We start from the raw sequence: 22,848 nt of genomic DNA on the forward strand, positions 1-22,848 counted from the left end.
ATTTTGGACATGTATAATAGAAATTATGAAAGCAGGTGTTATTTTGCGAGAAATTAGAATTCTTATAGCGGATGATGAAAAAGAAATTAGAGATTTATTAAAAAAATATATGGAGCGAGAATTATATAAGGTTGATGTTGCTATAGATGGCGAGCACGCTCTTTCGTTATTTAATAAAAACAAATATGATCTGTTTATATTAGATCTTATGATGCCAAAAATTGATGGGATTGAGGTCTGCAGAAAGTTAAGAGAAAAAACGAATGTTCCTATTCTAATGCTCACTGCTAAAAATCATGAAACTGATAAGATATTAGGTTTAAGTATGGGCGCAGATGATTATATTACAAAACCTTTTAGTATAAATGAGGTAGTAGCTAGAGTTAAAGCTCTTATGAGGAGATTTTTAGTTTTAGGAAGTGAGGCAGGGGATAGAGAACAAACACGTATAGAGTTTAAAGAAATCTCAATTGATATGAAAAAATATACTGTTTTCAAAGAGGGGAAAGAGATTCCTTTGACTGCAAAAGAGATGGAACTACTAAGGTTTTTTGCTTCAAATCCGGAGCAAGTGTTTACTAAATCTCAGTTATTCCGTAATGTTTGGGGGGACAACTATTTAGAAGATGATAATACTGTCATGGTCCATATTCGAAAACTTAGAAAAAAAATAGAAGTGGATCCCTCTAATCCTCAATTAATACAAACAGTTTGGGGAATAGGATATAAGTTTGTAGGTGACCAAAATGTATAGCGATAAAATTATCTTACTTAATATTCTTCAATTATTATGTATTATAGGACTTTTTTTTACAGATTTAAATAATCAGCTATTAGGAATAAATAAACTTGTTTTGTACATAGTACTATTTTTCTTTACGACTTTTCTCTTACTGATAAGGTTTCACTTCGTTAATCGTTTGAAAATAATGATTGAGGGGTTACAACGTGTAATTAAAGGGAATTTAACAACAAGGTTAATTGTAAATGAAGATAATGTATTTAATAAAATGATATTTTCTGTGAATGAATTAATTGAACAGTTAGAGAGAGTTCAAATCGAATCCATTAAATCTCAAAATGCGAGAAAAAGGCTCTTATCAAGTATTTCTCATGATATCAGAACTCCTCTTACATCTATTATAGGATATATTGATGCTTTAAAAGATGATATAGCTGTTTCTCGAGAAGAAAAAAAAGAGTATCTTGAAATTATTTCAAAAAAATCCAGCAACTTAAAGCAATTAATCAATGAAATATTTAATATGGCAAAGTTAGATGCAGATGAAGTTTTAATAAATCCTGAATTTCTAGAGTTAACTGAAATTACCAGAGAAGTATTAATTGAGTATTTGCCTGAAATCAAGAAGAATAATTTGGAGTTAAAGCTTAGTTTACCAAAAACAAAATGTTTTATCACGGCTGATTATCTAAGTATTATAAGAATTATAGATAACCTAATAAAAAATGCTATTATATATGGGAAAGAAGGAAAAGTACTTGGGATAGAACTCATGGAATCAAATCAAGAATTCCAATTGCTTGTTTGGGATAAAGGACAGGGAATCGCGGAACATGATTTAGATCATGTATTTGAACGAATGTATCGTGGTGACCAATCAAGAAATTCTATTAATGGAGGTAGTGGATTAGGGCTTGCTATTGCTAAATCCTTAGTAGAAAAAAATCAGGGCAGGATATGGGTTGAAAGTAGTCCATGGAATAAAACAGTTTTTGGTATCTCTTTTCCAAAAACAGAAAAGGTTTAATAAATATAGATAATATATGGTTTAAATTAAAATTTGTCCCAAACAATGTAGTAAAATTGTTATACAATACAGGTTTACGTATTAGTGATATTTTAAGTTGCAAAAATAGTACGAATAGGATTAAAAAATTTATATAGAAATGCAAGAAACCAAAATAAAAAAGAGCAGTTAGTTGTAATAACTGCTCTTTTTAATACAACTTGAGTAACAAACAGATTGTATTGTGATTATTAGTAGAATATTGGATTTTATTTAGTTCTTTAACAAAGTCCTAATCTAGTTAGAAATAAAAAGCGCCATAAAAAGTGCTCAATGACTACTCTGAGTTGCTCATAATTATTCTAATGTTAAAATGGAAATCACAAAGGAGTGCTAGAAATTATTTATAAAGGTAATGAATAGTAAATAAGACAAAATATACTCATTGTAAATGAAGAAGCCCTAGAGTTTAGGGCTCTAGGGCTTCTAGTGCACATGGTTTTATAAAAAGAAAAAACGTAATGAAGATAACACATGAATGTTTCATAAATGTATCAAAAAAGTGAACAATATAACTATATTGCTCACTTTTTTAATTGTATATTTCACAACAGCAAAAGAAAAACATGCTATATTATTGCGAACAAAGCCTATGTGTATGTGAAATAAAGAGGAGCCGTCCTATTGGATAGCTCTTCTTGTTTGATGAATTAATATTACTATTCAAATAGTTTATCCAATAAATTTTGAATTTCACGTCTGCTTTTTTCTGTTTCCTTTTTATCAATTGCATATTTATTAAACTCAATAATAAGAACATCACCTTTTTTTACAGTAGAAGGGAGTGTGAGCCTTGGTACTTCAATTGTTATGTTGTTAATTATAATAGATACAGCTCAGATATTGCTGAATTAGATACGAAATCATAATTCGACTATGAAATAAGCAACTTAAGAAATTTTAACATAATCTGGAATGAAAAGAATGTGTAATAGTGTGTTTTTAGCTTTTAATTGCTTTATTGGGTATAGAGAAACAACGTAAATAAAAGGGCATGCAGTCGTATCTGCAGCCCTTTTTAGGAGGAATTCAAGACACCATTAGGACACGTATTGGTAAACAGGTTCAAAAATAGTATGTGTGAAAAGAAAAAGTCCTATACCAAAAGTAGACAGGATCTTATCTTTTTTACATTTTAAAAAATGAAATTCTGTCCTTTTGAAATCAGTACAGCACACACTTGGTTTGAAATGAAATTAGAAAAAGTATACATGAAAATGGCAGACAAATATTTTATTGCCTGCCGGTGCCAGTGGGGTGAATGAGTTAGTCAATTCAATAAATTGTGCTATCCCATTACCAGAAGAGTGAAGCCGCTAGTTCAAACGGTTTAGACATAGTTTGTCTAATAAAGAAAAAATTATGAGTAGAAATTTTGTTTGCTCTATATGAAAAGATAAATAGATATTCATCAGACAAGGATAATTTAGCATATCTTGAATAGGGTGTAGGAACGAATTAAAGAAAGGGATATTTGTTTAGGAAGGGACTGACTCAGGAGTGGGACTTTCGGACAGGGTTTGGAGAGCGGTGATTGCCTTTGGCATTGCGACTAATATCGTTGCTTGTATAATGGCAGTATACATTCAAAAATATGAGCTAATGATAAATCATCTTACAAATATTTTATTTTTAATAATTATCTCTTTAACGTTTATAAAGATGAAAATTAACAGATGGGTGGCTTTAGGATTTACATTAGTTGTAATAGAGAAAGGTATTAAAGCGGGCTATGACTTCTACACACATAATTATTATAGTGTCAGTTGGAGTTTAGCTATCATTGTCTATTGCATATACGAGATGGAAAAGTATCATATTGAAATAAACGAATAGGCGCAACAAAAAGGTGTTAGTAGGTGGAATTCTTTTTAAAATACTATAAAAAAGACACTACAAGAGTGTCTTTTTTTTGAAAATACTCTATAATTAACTTTGGGGAAGGTAATGTTAGAGTATTCGTTTAGCATTATCTTTATATTTGATAAACCATGAAATCGAAAGATTTTGTGGTTTATTTTATGAACAATAGATATTACAGTATTGGCAGTGAGTTATTAATCATTTTAAGCATTAGGGGAGAATGGATTAAAAGTCTAACATCGAATAACGGTTCCGGAATATAGTGTTGCGAAATGATCTCCCATATCCCAAACGGTACTTGCCTGTATATAGCCCTTAAAGCCTTCTGAAGAATAATAAATCTCTTTTGGTATACTTTCTTTAGTTTGGAAATGTGCTTTAGAGTACTTTACATAATGGTTTTTAACAACTTTTGCTTCTGGAACAATAGTGTTTTTTTGTTCCAATTTTGGCCTAGCACTAGAAGGTGGCATGAATTTTACATTGTCTTGGTAATTAGGATCTAAGGTGTCAGCTTGTACACTGTGTGACGAAACAAAGGTGCTTAGACTACTTCCCGCGATTAAAGTTGCAAATACTAACTTTGAGAATTTTGTTAATCTACTCATTCTATAATCTCCTTTTTATTATTTTGTAAGGTATCTCCTTACACCTCACAGTCTATATCCACTACAAAAGGGTGTACATACATATTGATAGACAAAATTCTACAAAATACCGCATGTTTTTGGGATTTATGTATAATAATCCAATGTCTAATAATCTATCAAAAGTAAAAAGGTAGGTCTTATATAAAAGAAAATGAATAATTTATGCAGGTAATGTATATGGAATTATTGTTTAAATATTCTAAAATGAGTTGATAAAGATGTTGGTAGGTTTTTTGGAAAACAAATAATTCCCTAGGTGAAATTTGGAAGGAAGATTCTCTGTTAGAGTTTTTATAAGGGAATTCATTTTCGTAGATTCAAAATGTAAAAATAACTAAAAGAGCAAGTGTTTCAATGGGTAAAAAGCTATGTTGAGTCTTTTTTCTCTGTCGGTGGTCGTCTAATCAATGAAATGACGGATGCTTATGATAGTTTGTGTCTAGCAACATTCGTGTATAAACGAATGAATTAAGAAAAGGGTGAAATATTGGATAACTCGAGATGGATGCCTTTAAGTAATGTTGATGATGATGATGATGATGATGAGGAAATTTGGGTAGGAGCAAGAGTTAGGTTGTACAATGTTGGTATGAATAGAGAAGATAAAGAAAATAATTTCTATGAATATATTATTTCTTATATCTATGACAACACTAACTACTTACAACTAACTAATTTAACAACAGGAAAAGCAGGTTATATTATTTGTGTCATTGAAAAAGAATTACCAAATAATTATGCTTTGGGCAGAACATTAAAGCAAAGAATAGGTTTAGAAAATACCTATTTTAGATTTGAATAATCAACAAATAAGGGAAGCACCAACTCTAAGGTATCTTCCCTTATTTAATACTTTTTATCAATAATCAATATTAACAGAGCCTAAATAAAAAAGTGAGAAAAATGATAAACACTCTTCTCACTTTCATCAATTAGGGTGGCATATACATAAATATGCGTTTGGGTGGATTTTGGATGAAAAATCCACATGCATAGTATAACAAAAAAATTATGGCTTTTCGCATGTAATATTGCATATAAAAAAATAGTAAAGTTTTTAAATTTTAATATTAAAAACTTATATATACATGTTACAATGTAATTCTCTAATTTATTTTATTCTCCTATTTAGAATTTATGGTTTAGTGATTCAATAAAATAAAAGTGGTTGTAATGAATAGATAAAACGATGAAGTAATACAGTTAGAATGGTTAAAAGACAGTTAAATATAAGTATTTAAAGAAATAAATGTACTTAGTTATATTTAGTGAATGTATTATGGTAAGAATTTCATCCAATTGGATTAGCGCTAAACTAGATTTTTATCCAAACAAATCCAATAATTATTTTTAAATGAAGTATATGTTGCATCCAGTTTATTTGGAATAATTCGTAGTCTAATAATTGCTGAATCTAGAAAAATAACATATTCGAAAGGAGGACAGATAAAACTCTGCCTGTGAAATTTAAATCGTTAAATGTTAAAGTAGAGATAATAGGATGTAATTGTGGTTTCATTTCGAATGGTACCATAAATGAATGTGGAAAAATAAAGGAGAAAAATTTAAATAAACTATATAAGTAGTAAAAATGAAAAGGAGAAGTATCTAGTGTTTAATATAAAAGAAAGATTGGGACAAATAAAGCTTAAAACGAAGTTGTCTATGGCATTTATAGCAATATTAATTATACCAAGCCTTATCGTAGGAGTATCATCTTATAATAAAGCAAAAACAGATCTTAATGAAACAATTCTACAATCAGCAAAAGATAATATAAGTATTTTAGATAAGATTGTTGATGATGAATTAGAAAATAAGCATATAGATGTCACTCATTTTGCAAAGGTACTTACACAAGGGGATTATAATCCTGAACAATCGCAAAATGTACAGAGTAAATTTGATCAATATATACAGTTACATCCAGAGATAGAAACGATTTATACGGCATCCAGTAACAATCAATTTATTCATGCACCTGTTGGTAAAATACCAGAAGGGTTTAATCCGTTAGAAAGTAGTTGGTATAAGGATGCAGTAAAAGCAAATGGAGAGATTATTGTTTCATCTCCCTATAAATCAAAGTCTACAGGAAATATGGTAATTGCAATTGCAAAGCAAAATGCAGATAAAAGTGGTGTCATTGGCGTAGATTTGAATATTACAGATATCGTAAAAACATCCAAAATGATAAAAATTGGTAAACAAGGATTTGTATCTATAGTTAGTCAAGATAAAACTATAGTTGTTCATCCATCACTAAAGCCTGGAGAGAAATTAGAGAAAACTTTAGCGGATGAATTGTATAAGACAGAAGATGGAGTAATTACTTATAGCCTCAATGGCGAAGATCGAAACATAAGCTTTAAGACAAACAAAAAAATAGGTTGGAAAATAGCTGGCGTAATGCCTACGAAAGAAATTGAAGAAGCTACTAATCCTATTTTTTATAAAACGCTCACTATAATAGGGGCTTCATTATTGTTAGGTGGGATTGTAATTCTATTCATACTCAGATCTATAATTACTCCACTAAGACAATTAGTCATTTCAGCTCAAAGAATTAGTCAAGGAGATTTAACCGAGAAAATAGATATTCGTTCAAAGGATGAACTTGGTCAATTGGGTGGTAGTTTCAATACAATGGCAGAGTCGTTACGTAATATTATTTCTCAAATTAACACATCTGCAGGACATGTAGCTGCGTCTTCTGAGGAACTAACTGCTAGTGTAGAGCAAGCAAGTGTTGCGACAGAACAAATTACAAAAGAGATGGAAGAAATTTCGAACAGTGCAGAGGTTCAAAATAATGAAGTTGAGTCTGGAGCTGAATTAATTGGTGAGGTAACACGAAATATTCAATATGTAGCTGAGAATGCATCTGAAGTATCGGCTTCATCCATATACACAAAACAAAAAGCCAATGAAGGAGAACAATTAGTAGAACAAACTGTAGCACAAATGCAATCTATCCATCACTCTGTTTCTCAATCCGATAATGTAATAAAATTATTAGATAAGAAATCGCAACAAATTGGAAGTATATTAGAAGCGATTCAAAATATTGCGGAACAAACAAATTTATTAGCATTGAATGCAGCAATTGAAGCAGCTAGAGCAGGAGAACAGGGGAGAGGGTTTGCAATTGTTGCTGATGAAGTTAGGAAGCTAGCAGAGCAATCATCCGAATCTTCAATGGAAATTGGAAGTTTAATTAAGGAAATACAAGCAGACGTACATGAGACTGTAAAAGCTATGAATGAAGTAGGCGTAGAAGTACAGTCGGGAATTAAGGTTGCGAATGATACAAAACAAAGTTTTTATGAGATTTCAAAATCTGCAAATGATATCGTATCAAAAGTGCAGGGTATGGTAGAACTATCAAATAAAATGACAACTGATGCAATGAAAGTTGATACATCGATTAATCAAATAGCTATGGCTGTAAAAGAAAATTCTTCAAGTATGCAAACGATAGCGGGTTCATCTGAGGAACAACATGCTTCTATGGAAGAGATAAATTCTTCAGCAATACAATTAGCACAGATGGCGGAAGAACTTCAAGAGTTAATTGGTGGATTTAAGATTTAAGTTGAGATTCTAGGAGAGAATGCTAGAATCTTGTTACAGAGTGGAAATGAAAAATCTTATAACATAGTAAATAAGTATAATATGTAATCTCTATGCGTATTGAACAGGCAGATAAGCCATTTAAAAACCCTCCATTTGGAGGGTTTTTAAATACATTTACATTAAATTTGTGGTGGCGCACCACCATAATCGCCAACACTATATGAAGGAGCAGGATAATGCCCATGAGTAGCAAGCTGATCTGTTTTAGAAAACTGAAAAATTCCCACCGTTAATACCCCAATAAAAGCAATGCCTGATAATAATAAGCTAATTTTTTTCATTATTTTAACACTCCTTTTGCGATTGATTTTTGTCTTGCTTGATAACAAATATGGAAATAGTCACTTACTTTTTGGTGGTTCTCTAATTGTCTACATTTTGTGGCAAATAATTCGGCGTATTCGACAACATATTCCCATAACTCTTCTTCCTCAAAGTATAAGATTCCTTCTTGAATGATTTTTTCTAATTCTTCCAATGGAATATTTTCGTTTAATCTTTTTAAAATAGAGAAGTGGTGTGTGTATTCTTCGTTATGAATTTTTCTGCAAATCTGTAATCCCTTATCAATGAGTTGGTTGGCCGTTGATTGTTCTCCTAATTTATAATGTTCCTTAGCTTGTAGGAAGATGGCCTTGAAGTGTGTAGGGATTTTCTCTGTTACTTCTGAAAGATGACGAATAGCTAAAGTAGACATACTTTGATCAGAATACAACCAACCCATCGTATTTTTTACGTATAACAAGGAATCTTCTTCCCCATTTTTTTGTAGTAAATCAATTGCACAATGTAGATATTCTTCTGCTTGTTCGTACTGTTTTAAATAGATACAGCAACCACCTAGCAAACTATTACAAAAGGCTGTTTTTACTTCATAACCTTCATACTTTGAAAAGATTGCTCTCGATTTATTTGCGTATTCGATAGAAGTGAGATTGTTATAGGTATGGTGATAGAAAGTAGCAATTCTATAGTAAAATTCAGCATGTTCAATTTCATCTGGTATAGCTACCAATATTTTTTCTGCTAGTTTATAATGTTCCTCTGCCTCAGTATAATTTGATATAAAAGTGGAATGAATGGATTTGAAAAAATGATAATAGAATTGTAGAAATTGATCTGTAGGCATATCATAATCGCTAATAGTATCAAAACTATTTTGTTGAATACCAAGGCTATCTGTTAAGACCTTGTAACGAAATTCGAGTAGTGAATAGTATAGTAACAAATTTTGATCCTGATGCTCTTGATCCGGTTCAATGCTTAACTTATTAATTTTTTCATCAATTTTCTTTTTTAGATTAGTAGCTTTTATAACTTGCTGAGATAGCATAGATCGATACCAGTCGTTCAATAGAGAGGTTAATTGCTCATTTCCTTTTACTGAGACACTCATAATATACGCCCCCATTTTCTAAAAAAATCCTAATTCAATTTAATTATAAACATCATAACAAAATAGAAGAAAAAATGGAGTGATATTACAATATTTTTCAAGAAAATTCATAAAAAATAATCAATTCGTGTCGAATATACTTAGAATAAAGCATCCAAAAATTATCAAAAGATGATATGAGTCTTTATACGTTCTATCAGGTGAACTTAGAAACTGTGATTGAATATTTATGAAATTTCCTTATATATCAATTTAATAATGATTAGGGATTTAGAAAGTTTTATGGAAAGTACATATCAACCTGATTGGAAGATTGGAAATTTAATAACTAGTGATACATTTTACTTAACGCAACATTTTGGTGCGCAAATGAAAATTTTTAAAGTCCACACAAATGGTACCCTAGAACGATTCCAAACAATAGAACCAGAATTAAAATAAAATTTTTGCAGGATCGATTAAATTCATTCCTTGTTATGCAAACAAATTTTCAGCGGAAATAACTTCTTTACTATTTTGCGCTAGACAGACTTTATAAAAAATGGTTACATTTCCTGATCTTGAAATAATCCTTTCAAATTACAGTCCTACTTTTTCTAAAAATTTTACTGCATCAACAATATTTGTAGAAGTAATTGCTAAAAAATTTTTTCAAATAAAATTTATAAAAGCTTGATAGGCGATACCAAATGAAAATACCGTAGCTACTATATGTGCAGTCCATTTAGGCATATTTAATTTCAATACGGTATTGTACAACATTCCATATACGATACAAATGATTAATATGAATGCAATGAATTGAAGAACTAATAAAAATAGCGGTTGTTCCATTTATTATCACTTCCTTTGTTTAATATATTAATATAATTTATTTAAATGTGAAAGTTTTATTTCTATAAATTTCCAAAAAATGTGATATGAAAGGCATAGTAGTAATCACAAGAATTACTGCAAAACTATAATGGAACTAAAAGTATTATGACGAGATCAGTAAAATAGTAAAGAAGGTCACCATTCACGGCGACCTTCTTTACTATGCGTTATAACCAAATAATTTTAATTCTTCTCCTGAATCTGAAATGATTTTCTCAAATCGTAATCCTACTTTTTCTAAAAGCTTTCCTGAGGCGATGTTATCTATAGAAGTAATTGCTACAATTCGTTTCATGCTGAGCTTTTGTACACCGTATTCGATTATCGCAGAAGCTGACTCGTAGCCATATCCTTTTGAACGGAATGCCTCTAAAAAGGCAAATCCGATATCAACGTCTTCTAATGAATCTCTTTTAATAAGGCCACACATACCAAGTGGAGTGAGATCTTCTTTTCGTTCTACTAAGTAAAGGCCAAATCCGAGTTTGTTATACATATCGATGGGACCGTTTACAATATAATTTTTTGCATCTTCTAAGTTTCTAACTCCTTTGTCACCGATAAACTGAATCCATGCAGGATCGTTTACTAACTCAAGAATAAAAGGAGCGTCTTTTATATCAAACCAACGAAGGTTAAGACGCTCGGTTTCAAGAACTATCAATGATTACACCACCTTTAAAAAGTTATAACAATTAGTATGGATTGTGTAAAACAAAAGTGCAACATATTTTAGTGGGGCTTTGTTTGTTCACATAAAGTTCGTTTGTTTTGTATAGAGAGATATTTTATAATTAGGACTGATTGTAAAGAGTGAGATGCTTATACAATGACTCCTAGGTGACTAGGAGTTTTTACTATATAACTATCATTATTACTAAATATGACACACTACACATTCTACTCAAGGAGGTACATAATGAAGAAATTATATAATGCATCGTTTACGTATTTGATTATCGGTTTATTATCAGGGATTTTCGCTAGGGAGTATGGTAAGTATAAAGGGATTTTAGGATCTACTTTGTTAAATCTTTTGCATACACATACACTTGTACTTGGCTTTTTCTTCTTTTTAATTGCTTTAGGATTAGCAAAAGTATTCGCGTTTCATGAAGTGCAAGGGTTTAATAAGTGGTTTGTTTTACATAATATTGCATTAACATTAATGTTAGGTTCGCTAGCAGCGAGAGGGCTTCTTCAGTTAAATGGAGCTGACTTTAAAGGGTTAACTTATATTGTAGGATTTTCTCATTCGTTGATGGCAGTTACTTTAATTTGGTTTATGTTGTTAATAAAGAAATCGTTTAAAATGTAGTGAAAAAGAACTTGTAGCGTGTGCTGCAGGTTCTTTTTTGTATGTTCAGGTTTAATAATCTTATTTTTCTAATTATTTTGTATAAAGATGGTATACTTGTTTTAAAATTAAAAAGGAGAGTTGATTATGGAAATAACAATTGAACATGTAGTAAATGAATTAAAAGGCATACTTCCTGAAGATCGAGTAGTAATAAATATGACAGTACGAGAGTTACATAGTAAAGATGAATCTTACCATAGTAGTAGTTTACCTGATGTAGTTGTTTTTCCAAAAACGACCGAAGAAGTTAGCGCGATAATGAAAATAGCGATTCAGCACGGAACAGCTGTCGTTCCATTTGGAGTAGGGTCCAGTTTAGAGGGACATGTAATTCCTTACGAAAAAGGAATTACAATGGACTTTTCTCTTATGAACAAAATACTTGAAATAAGAGAAAAGGATTTTCTTGTGAGAGTACAGCCAGGGGTGACGCGCTCTCAGCTTAATAAAGAATTGAAAAAGTATGGATTATTTTTTAGTGTAGACCCAGGAGCTGATGCAACGTTAGGAGGAATGGCTGCTACAAATGCGAGCGGAACGACAGCGGTAAAGTATGGGGTAATGCGTGATCAAGTTCGAGATTTAGAAGTCGTTCTTGCTGATGGAGGAGTAATACATACCGGGAATTTAGCGGCGAAGTCATCATCAGGTTATCATTTAAATGGTATTTTCGTAGGCTCAGAAGGAACACTTGGATGTTTCACGGAGTTAACTTTAAAAGTATACGGTATACCAGAACATATTATGGCTGCGAGGGCATCGTTTCCAACTATAAATGATGCAGTAGAAGCTGTAATTAACATATTACAAGCAGGTATTCCAATCGCGAGAATTGAACTCGTTGATGAATTATCTATGAAACAAGTAAATTATTACAATGAAACAAGTTACAGAGAAGAACCGACACTGTTTTTAGAGTTTCACGGCAATGAAGCAGGGTTAAAGCAAGATATTGAATTTACGAAAGAAATCGTTCTTGATTATAAATGTATAGAAATTGCGTTTGAGACGGAAACAGCAGCGAGAAATAAACTGTGGGATGCAAGACATAACTTAGCGTACTCTTACGTGCATAGTTATCCTGGTAAAAAGCTAATGAGTACAGACGTATGTGTGCCAATTTCGGAATTAGCTGGAGCGATTCAACATGCGAAAGAGGTATTAGATAAAGTAGGGCTTATTGGCGGTATTCTAGGTCATGTTGGAGATGGGAATTTCCATGTACTCTTAATGATTGACACAAATGATAAAGAGGAAGTAAAGAAGGCGGACGAAATAAACGAAAGTATCGTTCTGTATGCTCTTAAACGAGGAGGAACGTGTACAGGAGAACATGGCGTTGGAATCGGAAAACGAAAGTATCAAGAAGAAGAACATGGGGCGGCATTATTTGTAATGGAGAAAATAAAGAAAGCTCTTGATCCGCAAAATATTTTGAATCCGAATAAGGTGTTTCAATTAAAAGATAGGGGCTGATTGGATGAAAGTACTAGAAGCGATAAGTAATATAGCTGGAAAGTATTTTGCATTTTGGGTTATTTGTATGGCAGCTATTGCATACTTCATTCCCGTGCCATTTCTAGGGTTAACTAGTTACATAACGATTTTACTTGGGATTGTAATGTTTGGGATGGGATTAACATTAAAGGCTGTTGATTTTAAAATCATCGCTACAAAACCATTGCCAGTTATTATCGGTGTATGTGCTCAGTTTATTATTATGCCACTTGTCGCATACGTACTAGCCTACGTTATGAATTTACCAGCGGAATTAGCAGCTGGATTAGTGTTGCTCGGTTCAGTACCGGGTGGCACTGCATCAAATGTTATGGTTTATTTAGCAAAAGGGAACTTAGCGTTGTCTATTGCAATGACTTCATTATCAACATTACTAGCACCAATTGCTACACCACTCATTTTACTATTACTTGCAGGGCAATGGATGCCAGTAAATGCTATGTCCATGTTTCTTTCTATCGTACAAGTCATTATTGTGCCTATTATTTTAGGACTAGTAGTGAAAAAGTTTTTCCCTCGTATCGTTAATAAAGGAATGACTGTTATTCCTTTAATATCGGTTGTAGCAATTATTATTATTGTTTCCGCAGTTGTTTCAGCAAATGTAAGTAGCATTACTTCTTCAGGACTTCTTATTTTTATTGCAGTGATGCTCCATAATGCTTTCGGTTTTTTGCTCGGATATATAACTGCGTTCGTACTTGGACTAGACGAAGGGACAAGAAGGGCTATTTCAATAGAAGTAGGAATGCAAAATTCTGGCTTAGGTGTTGCACTGGCGACAGCGCATTTTGGACCTGCTGCTGCACTCCCAAGTGTATTAGCGGCGGTATGGCATAACATTGCAGGACCAATTTTAGCAACCATCTGGTCAAAAAATGCAAAGAATACTTTCAGCGATGAAAATGTATCAATAAATATAGAAAAATAAGAGATAAGCATTTCATTTGAAATAGAGGAATGATAAATAATGCAAAAACGTACTGTACATTTTGAAGGAATGGTTGTATTTTTAGCCACGATTTATATGTATTCGATATATGAGTTTAGTTGGATTATATTTTTTGTATTCCTTTTAGCGCCGGATTTATCCATGTTAGCGTATGGGATCAATAATCACGTTGGTGCGAAAATATATAATGTATGTCACACATATATCATATCCATATTAATTGTTCTAATAGGTGTCTATTTTAAGATAGATACCGTTATAATGATTGGCTTAATATGGACAGCACATATTGGAATGGATCGAATGTTTGGATATGGATTGAAATATGAGACGGATTTTAAGGATACTCATATTCAACGGTTATAATTTGTTTTGAGAAGAGGGGTATGTTGAAGCAGAGAATTGCTATCGAAGAATATAATGTCAAATGGGAAAATGAATTTAATAAAATACACACTCTTATTAACAATGTAATGGAAGACAGCATTGTATCTATTGAACATGTTGGGAGTACATCTGTTAAAGGGCTTGCATCAAAACCAATACTAGATATTGATGTTGTAATAGAAGAGTTCGAAATTTTTCATGAGGTAGTAAAAAAACTTGAGAAGATAGGGTACTATCATCAGTTAGAATGGAGATTTAAAGGAAGAGAGGCGTTTGGAAGAAAGGATGCGTTCGTTCCATGGAACGAGGGAAATACAGTTTGGATGGAACATCATTTATATGTGTGTGACAAAAATAGCGAAGAGTTAAGAAAACATATAGCGTTTCGGGATTACCTTCGTGAACATGAAGCCGTTGCTGCTGAATATGGACGTTTAAAGGAAGAGTTAGCGAGAGAGACGAAAAATCGATCTAGTTATATTGAGGGTAAGACCGTATTTATTACAAATATATTAGAAAAAATAAACTAAAGCAGCATGGAATACATGCTGCCTATTGTTTTGAAATAGAAAGCTGCCATTATAAAACAAATACAAACTGGCCCTGTTGATTGATGCGGTTACTAAATATAATAGGAAATAAAATAGAAAAGAGCGGAAAAGAGGGAGCTTATGTACATACCAAAATATTTCGCAATACAAGATGAAGAGATGAAGTACGAAATAATGGAACAAAATAGCTTTGCGACATTATTTTCTCAACATAACGGAGAACCATATGCAACGCACTTGCCGTTGTTATTAAATAGGGAGACCCTTACTTTACATGGTCACTTCGCACGGCCGAATGAACAGTGGAAAGATATTGGGACTCAGCAAGTACTAGCTATATTTCAAGGACCACATAGTTACATCTCTCCGTCATGGTATGAAACAAACAATGCAGTACCAACATGGAATTACGTTGCAGTGCATGTATATGGTGAATTAGAAATTGTTGAAGATGAGAAGACATTAGTAGATTCTCTTCAAGATTTAGTAAATAAATATGAAGATCCAGAGAGCACCTACTCACTTAATGATGTAGATCCGAATTATATGGGAGGATTAAGTAAGGGAATAGTTGGATTCAAAATAAAGATAAATAAAATAGAAGGAAAAGCGAAGTTAAGTCAAAATCATTCTGTAGAGAGACAGAATTTAGTTGTGGAGAAACTTGAGAAAGTTGGTAGTGAGGAGAGTAAGAGGATTGCGGAGTTGATGAGAAAATAAAGCCTACATGAAAGGGAGATATTCTAAATAAGCGTATTTAAAAAGACCTTCTTAATTGAAGGTCTTCCGTTTTTTAAAGTGCTTTTTCAGTTGTTGTTGAGTTGTAGTCTTTACTTGCGTCAACAGATTGAACAAGGTCAGGTCTTTGTGGTGCAGGAAGATCAGCATGACCCGCTTGGTATGTAAATGAACTATGAATACCAGTAGCTAGAATACCGAAAACAGATAGTCCTAAAAAAACAGAGCTAATTTTTTTAATCATTTCAATGCCCCTTTCTCAAACGTTTTTTCTTTTGCTTGTAACGCTTTATGAAAATATTCACTTGCCTTAATGTGGTTATTTTCACTATAAAATTTAACAGCTAATTTTTCTGAGTATTCTTGAGTGTAGTTATATAATAATTCTTTGTCGAAAAACGTAATTCCTTTAAGAATAATTGTTTCTAATTCTTCAGAAGCAACATTATTATTTAGTTCGTTTAGAATTTTAAAATGATATATATATTCTTCATTATTTAATTCAGTACAAATTTTTAACCCTTTTTGGATTAACCCTTCAGCAATACTAGTTTCATCTAGTTTAGAGTGTTCTCTTGCTTGCAAGAAGAGAGCTTTGAAATGTGTAGGTTTCTTTTCAGTTACTTCTGATAGGTGACGGATTGCGAGTGTGGAGAGGTTTTGACTCGCATATAACCAACCCAAATTATTACGTACACTTAAAATTAATTCTTTTTCATTAGATTTTTGTAAAAGGTGTATTGCTGAATTATATTGTTCTTCCGCTTGTTCATATTGTTTTAAATATACAAATGAGGCACCTAATGTATTTTTGCATAATCCAACTTTAACTTCGTAGCCAGTATGTTTATCGAAAATCTCTTTAGCCTTAGTTGCATATTCAATGGATTCAATTGGTTGATAAAAGTGATAATGGAAAATCGCCATTCGATAATAAAATTCAGCATGCTCTAGATTATCAGTGTTATTTACTAGTAATAACTTAGCTTGTTCATAATGTTCGCTAGCTAAGTTATAGTCTGTGGTTAAAGTTGCATAAATGCCTTTAAAGAAGTGATAGTAGTAAGCCAGTGGATGGTTGGATGAGATTAAGTAAGAATCTATTTTATCAAAACAATCTTTTGAAATACTTAAACTATCTACTAAAACTTTATATCGAAAGTCTAGTAAGGAATGATATAATGCTAAGTTTTCATCTTCTTCAAAGTTTAGTTCCTTTTCCTCAATTTCATGCTTTAAGTTTGTCGCCTGGGACACATCTTGTTTAAGCATAGCTAAATACCAATCATTAAATAATTTCGTAATTTGTTCATTACCTTGTAGTTGAACGTTCATGAAATCCCCTCACTTTTTGAATATTCTTATAAAATATATTATCAAAAATAACAATATTTAGAAATGTAATTTTTATTTCTCAATATTTGTTTAACGAGCTTATGAGTAAGTCTATTGGAATAGTTTAATTTTTGTTTTGGAGTAAAGAAAAGGAATCGGGAAAGGTGCATTTTAAAGTTCTAGTTGAGAGGGGAGAATATAAAAAAGTGTGTTCACACAATCTGTATGAACACACCTTTTTACATGTTAAACAATCAAGTCCCACAAAAAGTACGATAAGGACGATTCGTCGGTGCAGGCGGAATGCAGTATTCTTCTTGATCTGTAGAATACGCATAAGGGTTTGATAAAGCTTCAAGAAGTTTCTCCATTACGCTATAGTCGTCATTTGTAACAGCTGCTTCTAGTGCTTCTTCTACACGGTGGTTCCTCGGGATGATTGATGGGTTATTATTTTTCATCATCTCGTAGGCGTTTTCTTTCGATTCTTCTTGTTTTTCTAATCGAGATTGCCACAGTTTGTACCATTCTTTAAATTCAGGACTATCGAATAGAGGGGTATTTTCTAACGTATCAAGAGTTAATGAACGGAATGTATTAGTGTAATCTGCTTTATATTTCTCCATCATTTTTAAAAGTTGCTCAATAAGTGATTGATCTTGTTCTTCGTTGCTAAATAGTCCTAATTTCTTTTTCATTCCAAGGAACCAATTGTTTTCATACTGTACGCTAAATTTCGAAATTTCGTCTTGAGCGATTTTTAGTGCTTCTTCATCATCTTCGTGCAGAATCGGTATTAAAGATTCTGCTAGTCGTGCGAGATCCCATGCGGCCATATATGGTTGATTTCCATATGCATAACGACCTTGTGTGTCAATAGAGCTAAATACGGTTCCTTGGTCGTAATTGTCCATAAATGCACAAGGACCGTAATCAATTGTTTCGCCACTGATCGTTATATTGTCAGTGTTCATTACGCCGTGAATAAATCCAACAAGTTGCCATTTTGCGATAAGACTTGCTTGTTTTTTTATGACTTCTTGTAGTAATGCAGTATATCGGTTTTCATGGGATTCACTTTCTGGGTAATGTCTTTTTATCGTATAGTCAGCTAGCGATTTAAGGTCCTTTATTGAACCACGAGCTGCAGCATATTGAAATGTACCGACGCGTATATGGCTACTAGCTACTCTAGTTAAAATTGCTCCAGGTAACTTTGTTTCACGATATGTTGCTTCACCAGTTGTGACAACTGCTAAACTACGAGTAGTCGGAATATCAAGTGCATACATTGCCTCACTAATGATATATTCACGTAGCATCGGACCGAGTGCAGCACGGCCATCTCCTCGGCGTGAATAGGGAGTAGGGCCAGAACCTTTCAGTTGAATATCGAAACGCTCACCTGAAGGAGTAATTTGTTCGCCAATTAAAAGAGCACGACCGTCGCCTAACATATTAAAATGTCCGAATTGATGACCAGCATATGCTTGAGCTAATGGATGAGCTCCTTCTGGGAGTGCATTACCAGCGAAAATAGCAATTTCAGCTTCCTTATTCAGTTCTTCAGGGGTCAAGCCAAGAGATATCGCTAATGAATGGTTTAGTTTAACTAACTCCGGTGAACTTACGGGAGTAGGGGGGATTTCTGTATAAAATGATTGTGGTAAAGTCGTATAACTATTATCTAAATTCCAACCTGTTTCATTAATTTTAGTCATTGTATCTCCTCCTTTTTATATTTTAAGTTATGTATTTGTACGTATGTATTCTTTGTAAAGTTAACTAAAAGTATAATATAATATTTCCCCTTGCAATCTATTGTAAGGACTTCATTGCACTATGTCTATTTAACAGCAAATTTAAAACCTCCATTTTAAGAAAATGGAGGTTTTATTATTATTTAATTTTTACAATTATTTTTCCTTTTGCTCTTCCAGACTCTGAATATTCCATTGCTTTTTGCGCATCTTCAAAAGGGAAGACTCGATCGATTACCGGTTTGATTTTTCCGGCTTCAATATAGTTTGCAATAGTACGTAATTGACCCCCGCTTGGCTTCATAAATAAAAATGAATATTGAGCATTATGCTTTTTTTCAAGTGCAGTAAGTTTTTTGCTGGCTAATGAAAATAAGAGAGTTTTAAAGAATCCTGAACCAAATTCTTTACCGAAGCGAGCATTCGGCATACCTGAAACGGAAACAATGTTTCCGCCGCTTTTTATAATATTGAATGATTTTTCAAGTGTTGCACCGCCGATTGTATCAAATACCGCATCATAATTTTTTAGTATATCTTCAAATTTTTCTGTTTTGTAATTAATAATTTCATCTGCGCCAAGAGACGTTACTAAATTTGCACCAGCTTCACTAGCAGTCGTTGTAACAGTAGCACCCATTATTTTTGCTAACTGAATTGCGAAAGTACCAACACCACCAGACCCAGCGTGAATTAATATTTTTTGTCCTTTTTGTAATTGCATAATGTCATGTAATGCTTGATATGATGTTAAGCCAACGAGTGGAATCGAAGCAGCTTCCTCAAAATTTAAATTTTTTGGTTTTAAAGCTATATCATCTTCATGAATGGCTATATATTCCGCGAAAGTACCAATCTTATTTTTTCTTGGGCGTGCATATATTTCATCACCGACTTTAAAGTTAGTCACTTTTGCCCCAACCTTTACGATAACACCGGAAAAGTCATTCCCAAGGATTAGGGGGATTTCATATTTAAGTAACATCTTTACTTTTCCATCACGTATTTTAAAGTCAATTGGGTTAATACTAGCTGCATGAATTTCTGCGAGCACTTCATGCTCATTTATTTCAGGAGTAGGTACCTCTGCCATACGCATTGGAACTTTCCCGTATTTATCAATTATCATTGCTTTCATTTCTTATACCTCCACATTTCAATAAAAGTTGTGTAATAGCTTTTCGATATCTAATACAAGATTTTTTAATAAACTTAATTTTGTACGTATATCAATATAATAAAAGTTTTTTGTACCTTCTTTTCGCATTAAAATAATACCAGCTTCTCGTAAAATCCGAAGGTGATGCGATACCGCTGGTCGAGAAAGGTGTGTTTGTTTCGTGATTTCTCCTACACGTAATCCGGTTTGACATTCCGTTTCCATGAGAACTAACAAAATAGCTTGACGTGTTTCATCGCCAATTGCCAATAATACTTTTTGAGAATCAATAAAATCTTTTTTTATAACATTTAATTGTTCTTGTTTATTCATTTCAATCACTTTACCTCCTGGTAATTAGTCGAAAGGTTTAAGATGATGAACCATTACATCGATACGGTAATGCTACATGATTGTTGTATGAGGTGCAATATTGGGAAAGAAAATCGAGACGAATGAATTTTTTATTTTTGAAAATTATAGGGAGATAGAAAAGGGATTGGAAGGACTATATAACACAATAGATGAAGTTTTAAAAACAAAAAATGATGTAACAATAAAATAAGCGGTCGTAACCTTGTATAATCGATAAGGTTACGACCGCTTATAATGTTTGCATTATTTTTGATTTTTACGATAGAACATAGTTCAACGTAAAGTACGTTCTTTTGTTTTACACTTTCATACAGACACAATTCAGGTGGATTATAGATGTATGAAAAGGTAAAAAGGATTTTGGGGCGTAATCTATCTATATGATAATTCAAAATGAAATATAAGTCTATATTTTAATGTTTTTTTTGATTATATTTATGACACTGAGCTCAGAACAATGATGTGGAGGGTAAATATATGAAATCGAATTATGTACCAGTTTTAATTGTTGGAGGGGGATTATCTGGGTTAGCGTCTGCGTTATTTCTTGCAAAACATAACATTGAGTACTTACTTATTGAAAAGCATCCGTCTACTGCCATTCATCCGAAAGCAGGCGGCCTTACTTTACGTACAATGGAGTTATTTCGAGAATTAGGTTTGGAACAAAAAATTAAATTGGCAGGTAAAGCATTAGAGAACTGCCGAGGAAGAATAGCAGTTCATACAATAGCTGAGGCGAATAAAGAAGAATTGGAACAAATGAGAGCGACGCAATACGGAAACGATGAAGAATTACTTCAAAAAATAGAAAAGATTAGTCCATCAAAACAAACTGCGTGTTATCAAATTATTTTAGAAGAAATGATGTTACAAGAAGCGAAAACGCTAGGCGGGCAACTATCTTTTTATCATGAATTAGTTTCATTTGAACAAAATGAAAACAGGGTAAAAGCAACGATTCGAAATCGTGAAACAGAAAAAGAAAGTGTCATACATTGTGACTATGTAATTGCAGCGGATGGAGCGAAAAGTAAAATACGTGAGCAGTTAGGGATTAAAGCTGAGGGTCGTGGAACCATTGGTGGCTATTATATGAATATTTATTTTGAAGCTGATTTAAGTGAGTTTATACAAGGATATGCATTCGGTTTTTCGATGGTACTTCATCCGGAGGTTCTTGGTGCACTTATCCCGGTTGATAACGTAAAAAAATGGATTTATCATGTAGCCTACGATCCATTAAAAGGAGAGGGGTTAGAGGACTTCACTATAGAACGTTGTAAACAAATTACTCAAATAGCAATTGGAAGTACAAATATTGATTCAGAAATATTAAGTGTTTTACCGTGGGAAGCGGCCGAAAGTACAGCGGTGAAATTTCAAGAAAATCGAATCTTTTTAGTTGGAGATTCAGCACATATTATGCCGCCAACAGGAGGGTTTGGTTCAAATACAGGAATACAAGATGCACATAACTTAGCTTGGAAATTAGCGGCTGTTATAAAAGGGAAGGCAAAACCAAAATTGTTAGAAACATATCATGAGGAGAGACACTCTGTTGCAAAATTAACGACAGCTTATTCAAGTAGTTTACTGTTTCGTGCTGCAAATAGAGAGGAAGGTAGTTTGAATAATATGGATGGTTTAGCTGTTACAGTTGGATATCAGTATTGTTCAGAGGCGATTATAGATGATTCAGTAACTCCGTATAGAATGGATAGCATAGAGTTGAACGGAAGACCTGGAACGCGAGCGCCACATTTATGGGGAACGTATGAAGGGAAGAAAGTTTCTACATTAGACTTATTCGGTAACAGTTTTGTATTACTTACAGGAGTAGAAAATAGTTCTTGGGCTGAGGCAGCACATACTGTTTCAGCTAAATTAGGAATAAATATAAAAGGGTATCGTGTTGGTTTAAGTGGAGACTTTGTTGCTCCAGAAGATATTTTTAGCAAATTATATGGTATAGAGAATGGAGGTGCTGTATTAATTAGACCAGATGGCTTTATCGGATGGCGTTCGGAAAAAACGGTAGTAAATCCAGATATAGTATTGGAAGAGGTAATGAGAAATTTATTATGTGATTTTTAAGTAACTACAGAAATATTGTTTTATGTGCTTCACTGTACTGAAAAAAATATTCACAAATTTCAATAGGTTTGATATGATTAAATTCGACAAGTTAATAGAGGCCGGAGATATTTGAGAAAAGCCATAAATTTATTTAGGGACACAGGAGTGTATTCTAAATAATTTATGGCTTTTTTTATTGAATGAACCGTACAAAATAGGGAGTTACATGTGAAAAGGAGGGCTATAGAAATTAAATAGGATAATACTAGTTTATTAATAATATAGAGAAAGTATATTTGTAAGATTGGAATTTTAATATAGGTTTATAAAAATAATGAAAGTGTGTCTTCTATTTCGTGTAAATCTCATTAGCTTGTTGAAATTTGCAACGTAGGAAGGGTTAGA

At 32.7% G+C, this 22,848-nt stretch carries 24 protein-coding genes; 13 read left to right on the forward strand and 11 right to left on the reverse strand.

Annotated features, from left to right (window positions below):
* The first annotated feature begins 43 nt into the window (after positions 1-43).
* Positions 44-754, forward strand: a complete 711-nt coding sequence (locus tag CGQ22_RS14455) for a response regulator transcription factor (RefSeq protein WP_001206989.1) — start codon at positions 44-46, stop codon at positions 752-754.
* Entirely contained in the window at positions 747-1,769 is a 1,023-nt protein-coding gene (locus CGQ22_RS14460; protein ID WP_000286658.1) for a sensor histidine kinase, read from the forward strand. Before CGQ22_RS14455 ends, CGQ22_RS14460 begins: the two co-directional genes overlap by 8 nt.
* Positions 1,770-2,467: 698 nt before the next feature.
* Here CGQ22_RS14460 and CGQ22_RS14465 read toward each other — a convergent pair.
* On the reverse strand, positions 2,468-2,635 hold the full coding sequence (locus CGQ22_RS14465; protein ID WP_046945785.1) for a DUF3006 domain-containing protein: 168 nt from the start codon (positions 2,633-2,635) through the stop codon (positions 2,468-2,470).
* 673 nt (positions 2,636-3,308) lie between these two features.
* Between CGQ22_RS14465 and CGQ22_RS14470 the strand changes: the two genes are divergently transcribed.
* Complete coding sequence (locus tag CGQ22_RS14470; RefSeq protein WP_000524436.1) at positions 3,309-3,644, forward strand: hypothetical protein; 336 nt, start codon at positions 3,309-3,311, stop codon at positions 3,642-3,644.
* Between the two features lie 260 nt (positions 3,645-3,904).
* On the opposite strand, the gene CGQ22_RS14475 is transcribed toward CGQ22_RS14470, so the two are convergent.
* Positions 3,905-4,279, reverse strand: a complete 375-nt coding sequence (locus CGQ22_RS14475) for a hypothetical protein (RefSeq protein WP_089148878.1) — start codon at positions 4,277-4,279, stop codon at positions 3,905-3,907.
* Between the two features lie 547 nt (positions 4,280-4,826).
* Here CGQ22_RS14475 and CGQ22_RS14480 point away from each other — a divergent pair.
* Positions 4,827-5,123 (forward strand): hypothetical protein, encoded by a 297-nt coding sequence (locus CGQ22_RS14480; protein ID WP_089148908.1) that lies wholly within the window; start codon positions 4,827-4,829, stop codon positions 5,121-5,123.
* 809 nt (positions 5,124-5,932) lie between these two features.
* The gene (locus tag CGQ22_RS14485) at positions 5,933-7,915 is read left to right on the forward strand and encodes a methyl-accepting chemotaxis protein (RefSeq protein WP_000481854.1); all 1,983 of its coding nucleotides are present in this window, start codon (positions 5,933-5,935) and stop codon (positions 7,913-7,915) included.
* A gap of 161 nt (positions 7,916-8,076) precedes the next feature.
* Here CGQ22_RS14485 and CGQ22_RS31985 read toward each other — a convergent pair whose 3' ends face one another.
* Both CGQ22_RS31985 and CGQ22_RS14495 read right to left on the reverse strand, forming a co-directional pair.
* The gene (locus CGQ22_RS31985; protein ID WP_000724107.1) at positions 8,077-8,238 is read right to left on the reverse strand and encodes a hypothetical protein; all 162 of its coding nucleotides are present in this window, start codon (positions 8,236-8,238) and stop codon (positions 8,077-8,079) included.
* Entirely contained in the window at positions 8,238-9,353 is a 1,116-nt protein-coding gene (locus tag CGQ22_RS14495) for a Rap family tetratricopeptide repeat protein (RefSeq protein WP_089148879.1), read from the reverse strand. The genes CGQ22_RS31985 and CGQ22_RS14495 overlap by 1 nt, the downstream gene beginning before the upstream one ends.
* Before the next feature lie 258 nt (positions 9,354-9,611).
* Between CGQ22_RS14495 and CGQ22_RS14500 the strand changes: the two genes are divergently transcribed.
* Entirely contained in the window at positions 9,612-9,794 is a 183-nt protein-coding gene (locus tag CGQ22_RS14500; RefSeq protein WP_089148909.1) for a DUF5065 family protein, read from the forward strand.
* 210 nt (positions 9,795-10,004) lie between these two features.
* Here CGQ22_RS14500 and CGQ22_RS14505 read toward each other — a convergent pair whose 3' ends face one another.
* Both CGQ22_RS14505 and CGQ22_RS14510 read right to left on the reverse strand, forming a co-directional pair.
* Complete coding sequence (locus CGQ22_RS14505) at positions 10,005-10,187, reverse strand: hypothetical protein (protein WP_000437511.1); 183 nt, start codon at positions 10,185-10,187, stop codon at positions 10,005-10,007.
* Positions 10,188-10,389: 202 nt separating this feature from the next.
* Positions 10,390-10,893, reverse strand: a complete 504-nt coding sequence (locus CGQ22_RS14510) for a GNAT family N-acetyltransferase (RefSeq protein WP_089148880.1) — start codon at positions 10,891-10,893, stop codon at positions 10,390-10,392.
* Between the two features lie 255 nt (positions 10,894-11,148).
* Between CGQ22_RS14510 and CGQ22_RS14515 the strand changes: the two genes are divergently transcribed.
* From CGQ22_RS14515 to CGQ22_RS14540, 6 genes are all read left to right on the forward strand, one after another.
* Positions 11,149-11,547, forward strand: coding sequence for a DUF2871 family protein (locus CGQ22_RS14515; protein WP_000737896.1), 399 nt, complete (start codon positions 11,149-11,151; stop codon positions 11,545-11,547).
* Positions 11,548-11,673: 126 nt separating this feature from the next.
* Entirely contained in the window at positions 11,674-13,065 is a 1,392-nt protein-coding gene (locus CGQ22_RS14520) for an FAD-binding oxidoreductase (RefSeq protein ID WP_089148881.1), read from the forward strand.
* Between the two features lie 4 nt (positions 13,066-13,069).
* A complete protein-coding gene (locus CGQ22_RS14525) occupies positions 13,070-14,038 on the forward strand; it encodes a bile acid:sodium symporter family protein (protein ID WP_000865851.1) in 969 nt (322 codons plus the stop codon).
* A 39-nt stretch (positions 14,039-14,077) separates the two neighbouring features.
* Complete coding sequence (locus CGQ22_RS14530) at positions 14,078-14,425, forward strand: DUF4260 domain-containing protein (RefSeq protein ID WP_089148882.1); 348 nt, start codon at positions 14,078-14,080, stop codon at positions 14,423-14,425.
* A 23-nt stretch (positions 14,426-14,448) separates the two neighbouring features.
* Complete coding sequence (locus tag CGQ22_RS14535; protein WP_089148883.1) at positions 14,449-14,976, forward strand: GrpB family protein; 528 nt, start codon at positions 14,449-14,451, stop codon at positions 14,974-14,976.
* A gap of 141 nt (positions 14,977-15,117) precedes the next feature.
* Positions 15,118-15,717, forward strand: coding sequence for an FMN-binding negative transcriptional regulator (locus tag CGQ22_RS14540; protein ID WP_000275795.1), 600 nt, complete (start codon positions 15,118-15,120; stop codon positions 15,715-15,717).
* A gap of 73 nt (positions 15,718-15,790) precedes the next feature.
* Here the strand turns inward: CGQ22_RS14540 and CGQ22_RS14545 are convergent, their stop codons facing one another.
* The 5 genes from CGQ22_RS14545 to CGQ22_RS14565 form a co-directional block, all read right to left on the reverse strand.
* Complete coding sequence (locus CGQ22_RS14545) at positions 15,791-15,979, reverse strand: Phr family secreted Rap phosphatase inhibitor (RefSeq protein ID WP_000592014.1); 189 nt, start codon at positions 15,977-15,979, stop codon at positions 15,791-15,793.
* On the reverse strand, positions 15,976-17,070 hold the full coding sequence (locus CGQ22_RS14550; RefSeq protein WP_001102707.1) for a response regulator aspartate phosphatase: 1,095 nt from the start codon (positions 17,068-17,070) through the stop codon (positions 15,976-15,978). Before CGQ22_RS14550 ends, CGQ22_RS14545 begins: the two co-directional genes overlap by 4 nt.
* A 254-nt stretch (positions 17,071-17,324) precedes the next feature.
* Positions 17,325-18,791, reverse strand: a complete 1,467-nt coding sequence (locus CGQ22_RS14555; RefSeq protein WP_000161561.1) for a protein adenylyltransferase SelO — start codon at positions 18,789-18,791, stop codon at positions 17,325-17,327.
* A gap of 178 nt (positions 18,792-18,969) precedes the next feature.
* Positions 18,970-19,968, reverse strand: coding sequence for an NADP-dependent oxidoreductase (locus CGQ22_RS14560; protein WP_089148884.1), 999 nt, complete (start codon positions 19,966-19,968; stop codon positions 18,970-18,972).
* A gap of 18 nt (positions 19,969-19,986) precedes the next feature.
* Complete coding sequence (locus tag CGQ22_RS14565; protein ID WP_000571881.1) at positions 19,987-20,331, reverse strand: ArsR/SmtB family transcription factor; 345 nt, start codon at positions 20,329-20,331, stop codon at positions 19,987-19,989.
* Positions 20,332-20,841: 510 nt separating this feature from the next.
* Between CGQ22_RS14565 and CGQ22_RS14570 the strand changes: the two genes are divergently transcribed.
* On the forward strand, positions 20,842-22,461 hold the full coding sequence (locus tag CGQ22_RS14570; RefSeq protein ID WP_089148885.1) for an FAD-dependent oxidoreductase: 1,620 nt from the start codon (positions 20,842-20,844) through the stop codon (positions 22,459-22,461).
* The last annotated feature ends 387 nt before the right edge of the window (positions 22,462-22,848 follow it).

Origin of the sequence: Bacillus sp. M13(2017), from assembly GCF_002218325.1 — a bacterium.
Taxonomy (GTDB): Bacteria; Bacillota; Bacilli; order Bacillales; family Bacillaceae_G; genus Bacillus_A; species Bacillus_A thuringiensis_K.

What these genes read in the sequence shown, in the direction of transcription:
- CGQ22_RS14460 (WP_000286658.1), top strand. Translation starts at nt 747, where the DNA reads ATGTATAGCGATAAAATTATCTTACTTAATATTCTTCAATTATTATGT.
- CGQ22_RS14475 (WP_089148878.1), bottom strand. Translation starts at nt 4,279, where the DNA reads ATGAGTAGATTAACAAAATTCTCAAAGTTAGTATTTGCAACTTTAATC.
- CGQ22_RS14480 (WP_089148908.1), top strand. Translation starts at nt 4,827, where the DNA reads ATGCCTTTAAGTAATGTTGATGATGATGATGATGATGATGAGGAAATT.
- CGQ22_RS31985 (WP_000724107.1), bottom strand. Translation starts at nt 8,238, where the DNA reads ATGAAAAAAATTAGCTTATTATTATCAGGCATTGCTTTTATTGGGGTA.
- CGQ22_RS14495 (WP_089148879.1), bottom strand. Translation starts at nt 9,353, where the DNA reads ATGAGTGTCTCAGTAAAAGGAAATGAGCAATTAACCTCTCTATTGAAC.
- CGQ22_RS14500 (WP_089148909.1), top strand. Translation starts at nt 9,612, where the DNA reads ATGATTAGGGATTTAGAAAGTTTTATGGAAAGTACATATCAACCTGAT.
- CGQ22_RS14505 (WP_000437511.1), bottom strand. Translation starts at nt 10,187, where the DNA reads ATGGAACAACCGCTATTTTTATTAGTTCTTCAATTCATTGCATTCATA.
- CGQ22_RS14515 (WP_000737896.1), top strand. Translation starts at nt 11,149, where the DNA reads ATGAAGAAATTATATAATGCATCGTTTACGTATTTGATTATCGGTTTA.
- CGQ22_RS14520 (WP_089148881.1), top strand. Translation starts at nt 11,674, where the DNA reads ATGGAAATAACAATTGAACATGTAGTAAATGAATTAAAAGGCATACTT.
- CGQ22_RS14525 (WP_000865851.1), top strand. Translation starts at nt 13,070, where the DNA reads ATGAAAGTACTAGAAGCGATAAGTAATATAGCTGGAAAGTATTTTGCA.
- CGQ22_RS14530 (WP_089148882.1), top strand. Translation starts at nt 14,078, where the DNA reads ATGCAAAAACGTACTGTACATTTTGAAGGAATGGTTGTATTTTTAGCC.
- CGQ22_RS14540 (WP_000275795.1), top strand. Translation starts at nt 15,118, where the DNA reads ATGTACATACCAAAATATTTCGCAATACAAGATGAAGAGATGAAGTAC.
- CGQ22_RS14545 (WP_000592014.1), bottom strand. Translation starts at nt 15,979, where the DNA reads ATGATTAAAAAAATTAGCTCTGTTTTTTTAGGACTATCTGTTTTCGGT.
- CGQ22_RS14550 (WP_001102707.1), bottom strand. Translation starts at nt 17,070, where the DNA reads ATGAACGTTCAACTACAAGGTAATGAACAAATTACGAAATTATTTAAT.
- CGQ22_RS14555 (WP_000161561.1), bottom strand. Translation starts at nt 18,791, where the DNA reads ATGACTAAAATTAATGAAACAGGTTGGAATTTAGATAATAGTTATACG.
- CGQ22_RS14560 (WP_089148884.1), bottom strand. Translation starts at nt 19,968, where the DNA reads ATGAAAGCAATGATAATTGATAAATACGGGAAAGTTCCAATGCGTATG.
- CGQ22_RS14570 (WP_089148885.1), top strand. Translation starts at nt 20,842, where the DNA reads ATGAAATCGAATTATGTACCAGTTTTAATTGTTGGAGGGGGATTATCT.